At 45.0% G+C, this 5113-nt stretch carries 2 protein-coding genes; one reads left to right on the top strand and one right to left on the bottom strand.

Features of this window, described 5'->3' with window-relative positions:
- Positions 1-81: 81 nt before the first annotated feature.
- Positions 82-1113 carry a DUF2235 domain-containing protein gene (locus V6C93_RS13765; protein ID WP_333477226.1) on the bottom strand — a complete coding sequence of 344 codons (1032 nt, stop codon included), beginning with the start codon at positions 1111-1113 and terminating at the stop codon, positions 82-84.
- Between the two features lie 557 nt (positions 1114-1670).
- Between V6C93_RS13765 and V6C93_RS13760 the strand changes: the two genes are divergently transcribed.
- Positions 1671-5113: alpha-2-macroglobulin family protein (locus tag V6C93_RS13760; protein ID WP_333477225.1), on the top strand; the 3443-nt coding region annotated here is incomplete at its 3' end.

The following is a 5113-nucleotide window of genomic DNA, read 5'->3' as shown; positions in this document are numbered from 1 at the left end:
ATTGCTAACCCACCCTACATTATAGGTTGATGTTAACTCTTCTACAAACCTGATAATGGGAATTAAAGGCACAACAGTTTATTAAAGGTCGAGTTGAGCGAGGTATTTTTTCAGGTTTTCCGGTCGATAGTCCGATCGCTTTTTCCAGCGGAGTTTGGCACTTTCATGCAAGTCCTCAAACTCAGCGTCAACATCCCGTAGTATAGCTCCCGCCAATGTTGCCGCTATACCCATGAGACTCTTGACCTCAAAGTGAAAATCGCAGCTAAAGTCAGTCTCGATCGCAGGATTAATGTAGCTGAGATCGAACTCAAGACCTAACCCTAATTCGCCAACGGAGTCGATCATCCACTTCAACGCTGCATCTGAGAGTTTGCGATGATCCTCCGACCCACCGCCGACACAGCTATGAGCGCCTGGAAACCATACTTGGCGCAGAACCTGACCTTTGGCATCAGGATGTTTCACCATCGGCGTCACATCAAAGACTTTACGTGTCTCATCGATCGCCACCGCATGGAGGGCGTTTTGGATCATACGATTGAGTTGGGTGTCGTGGAACCGGTATTTGTTATTAATTCGTTGGTCGAGGTGCAAGAAGGGGGTTAGATCGGGAATTCCCAAAGAACCCACGGTATCCCAACAACCCAAAAGAGTAATCGGGACGCGATCGCCATACTTTTGCCGAAACTCTATGCACTCTTGGTCACCCGGTTTACTACCCCTACTCGTGTAAAGGTCATAAGCTTTTGGCACTTGACGGATGTGGTAGCGTCTTAACAGACCCGAATTGTATATGAGTCCGGCAAGACTCCTTACCGTATAAGCGCCGCGACTGAAGCCAAACAGGTAAATTTCATCTCCATCAACATAGTTGAGGCACAAAAAGCGATAGGCATCTTGGATATGGTCGTCAATGCCTCTACCAAACGCACCGCCAAAAATCTTGTCGGCTTCATCCTCCGTACCCACCCCCTGCTCGTAGTAGAGTACTTGAGGGGTTCCATCATTAGCAAACGGTGTAATCGCTTGCGCAATTTTAACGACATTGGTTGGGCAAGGACTGGTTAATTGTTGCCATGTTCCATCACAGCAAACGATTAGACGTTTCATTTTTACCTTCACTTCTTAAATCTAAGATTTGATAGACATGAGCCACTGGTAATTGATGACTTGCGATCGCCAATTCCTGTTCTTCTGGACAGTCCCTAGTAGAGTGTCAAGTTTGATTCGAGGGGTGCTTATCCTGTTCGTAGTAAGCGCTTTAGCGAATTGAGCGCTCACTATAAACCTATCAAAACTTGGTTGACAGACCACTAGCTATGGCAACTCGATAATTCGGGATGAACTTTCTTCGCTAATCGATTAGCCGTGGCTTATTGTCAATCTAACCTAAGACGTAATTTTAATTTACTTTGTTGAGTTTTATCAATAAGGTTGCCTTGGGGAGCGTCCTTCCTCCCAGGTGTGATGTTGGCTAATGTCAAAACATTCCAGTTTCTTAGGAATTGTGCTTTCCCCCAACTCCTGGAGGGATAAGCCAGCGAAAAATTTTACGAGTGATCGCGAAATATAAGAATCTTCATGGAATGGGTAATGATTCACCTCAGATACGTGACGCTTCAAAAAAGCTATGCCAAGATTGAGCCACATATTTGGGGGAAGAGGTCATGAAATTTGAAGTTTGGGGTTTAGAACAGCTACCCAAAGATAAAGGCTCCTACTATCGCGTCTGGGTTGAAAAAAAAGGCACACTGCACATCGAAGACCCGTTGAATTTACACGAACGTTGGGTTGTTAATGATACTCGTGAATTGCTCTATATACCTGAGCAACTGCCCTCTTTTCTGCGATTTTGGACAGAAGACAATGGCATTCTAGAGCAATGTCTAATTCACCTCAAAGACCTGGAAGTGGTTACGAAAGGATTAATTTGGTTGCCTACGGCGAAGGTACGTCCTGGCGCTAATATTCAGGGATTTGTTGTTCATCGTGACCTGAATCAGGATGGTGCTGTTCAACTCTCAGGAGAGTCTCTAAGCCTTACCCTGATTGACCCCAGTGGCGTGGAAAGACGTGCGATCGCAATCCAATCACAATCCCTTCTCACCTTATTTCGCTTAGAACTATCAGAACATGACCCCACAGGACAATGGAAACTTGTCCTGAAACAGGAAGATGAGCAACTTGACGAAGCCTCGGTTGAGGTGATTCGCTTCGAGAAGCCAGAAATCGAAATTCAACATCAAGTCCCTCGCTGGTTCTTATTCAATTCTCCAACTCATGCAGCGGTTAATATTCGCTATTTCTTTGGGGAACCCGTTGCACAGGTTAAACAAGGCAAGCTGGTTGTTCATCAACTGATCGAAAGTGGAGAAAGAGTTCTGGCTAGAGAGGATGCTTTGTCTAACTTAGAATTGCCAGATGGTCACTATGAGTTCAATCTATCAGCGACTGAATCCGGAATCTATGAATGGGAAATAGAAGTAGAAGACCCACAATCTCGAACGGGTTCTTGTCAGGGGACTTATACGGTCGTCACCAAACCGTTCAATATCTCTCTTAATATTATATCACCGCTTAAAGACGTAAAACCTGATATTCCGATCGCACTCGAAATCAAGGTAACAGACCCGGTGGGTATGCCGCTACAGGGAATCCCCATTGATTTACTAATAGCAGGCTCAGATGAGTTTTGGCAAAGTGTCAAACATCCTAAATTAGTAACGAATGCCAGCGGCAAAGTTGTGTATGAAAAGCAGTTTCAGGATATTGACGACCCAACAACCTTCAAAATATCGGCATCAGCGGTTGTTGCAGGAGTTCGGCAAGAAGTAGAAGAATCTATTCGCGTGATTCCTTGGGCGTCTCAAGATATTTGGATTGATGTCTCTTTAGATAAGTCAGAATACGCAGCCGGAGAAGAGGTTAATGTTGAGATTAGCCTAAAAGGACGGCGCAATGTCATTCAAAAGATTACCGTAGGTTCAGCAGAACTGATAGGGGATGTAGTGGTGCGATCAATCGATTTCCAGCTATCCTCTAGTAGGGGACAAGTTTCGTTCAAGATTCCCAAAAAAGTAGCCTCTCCTCTCAAGTTAAAAATCAGTGTATTAAGAGATTTCCCAGAATTCCAAGAACGGGATATTCCCATACCTGTAAACCTTCCTGACGACAGCGCTAAATCTCCGCTTTGGCAAGCGACAGCTGAAGGACTTGGTGAAGTTGCCACAGGCGAACCCATTCAGGTAAAAGTCAACTTCCCTCAACCTCTTGCTGAAGAGGCTAAGCTTGTTGCGTGGTTGATCGATAGAAGAATTCCCAGAGCAACTAAGGATGAGGTCCTAGGGACTCGCTTCAACCAAGAGGCAATAACTAAAGAACTAAACCATTTTTCGCCAATTGCCATCAATGAATGGGCAACAATTCAGGAAAAGACCAAGACTTCTCAAATTAATTTAGCTGGTGTATCGTGGCACGGATGGTCATATTTGGATGAGAGTCATAAAGGTAGACTAATTCTCATTCATCTATCCGAAGAATATGGATTAGAAAAGCAGTTTAATTCAGCCGGAAAAAACTGGATAAAGCAGCTTACTTCAGCCGGAAAAAACTGGATAAAGGAAAAAGACCAATTCTTGAAAACATTATTGCTTAGCACCTATCCCAGTAGTGAGGTGTCTCAGGTGCTACAGAGTTTCAAGGCCATTGAAGAGTTTCAAATCTACCATGTAGAGCTGTATAACGCGGGTATTCGGATTGAAACAGCCTGGGCAAGACCTCCAAAATATGTATCAAATATTAAACGTGAATTAAGGTCAAATCTCCATCAGTTAATTCAGATGCCGCCACCTCCTCCCGTGTATCCGGCAATGGGACAGCCGAGAGGAATGGTGCCGAGGCAGGAGATGATAATGAGGTCACCAATGGCAGCAGCACCGGGCGGATTTGGTGCGGCTGATGTTGATGATGCCTTGGATTATAACTTATATTGTTGTGCTCCCGATCTCTTTCAAGAAGGGGTCGATGAGTTAGCTTACAAAACCTCTCAATCTGCCTCAGTTCCCTCTCTTGTTGTGCGTGAAGATTTTATTGAAGTTGAATGTATCGACCCTATTGATATTAAGAGGGGTTCAACTTCAGCAATGGTTGAGTTTAAAGGCAGTGATGCGATTACTGAATACGATGTCGTTATCTTTATCATCGGTGCTTCTAGTTTTGGCATGGTAACTCATCGCGTCATTGTCAGAAATCCGCTGTTTACCACCATCAAGAATCCATCAGAAATGATTTGGGGCGATAAGAGTACTCTGAGAACGATTGTGCAAAATCTATCGAATCAGGAGTTCAACGAGGTTACCCTCAAACTCCAGACTGAAAAAATTCGGGCTTACCTGGAAGAGCAAGTGATTACAGTGCTGGCACCCAAGCAAAGTACACTGGTAAACTGGCAGATTGAAGCGGTTGAAGTGGGAAATGCGAATGTTTTGTTGTCGTTAGAAACAGATGGATTTCGAGAACTGTCTCAACTCGATACACCGCTAAGAGTGCAACCACCAGGAGAACCGGAAATTCAGCGCTATACTGCCCCGTTAACCGAGGAAAATCCCATCGAATGGGTGTTTGATTTAGCGGGAGATGAAATTTTTACCTTGGGCATTCTCTCCTTGATGCCGAATGCACAAGCAGCGGTGATTGAAGGGGTTGAATCTCTGGCTAAGTATCCCTATGGATGTTGCGAACAAACGTATGCCTCTACATTACCGAACTTCATTCTCTACAGGTACTTGGAACGCCAGGAGAAGCTGACGCCGGAGTATGCCCAGAATCTCAAAAAGAATTTGCAAGGAGGACGCGATCGCTACCTTACCATCTTCCGTAATCCTAATACAGGCGGGTTCGGATTATGGAGTGGTGATAACACGTCCATCTTCCACACTGCCTTAGCCTTCAGCTTGTTGGCACTGATTGGGCAAATTGTAGGCGTTGACGCTGCAATCCTGGAAAAAGCCGTTGGTTACCTGCTCAACGAACAGAACCAATCGGGAAGTTGGGCACCGCAACAAAGTCTAGAAACGCCCTTCCCTTCCACGCTTTCGGAAGCGGGTAACAC

It is taken from the genome of Allocoleopsis sp., assembly GCF_036703385.1.
In the GTDB taxonomy this organism is placed as follows: Bacteria; Cyanobacteriota; Cyanobacteriia; order Cyanobacteriales; family Coleofasciculaceae; genus Allocoleopsis.
The sequence above is the reverse complement of the archived record's forward strand: the minus strand, read 5'-3'. Positions and strand labels throughout refer to the sequence as shown.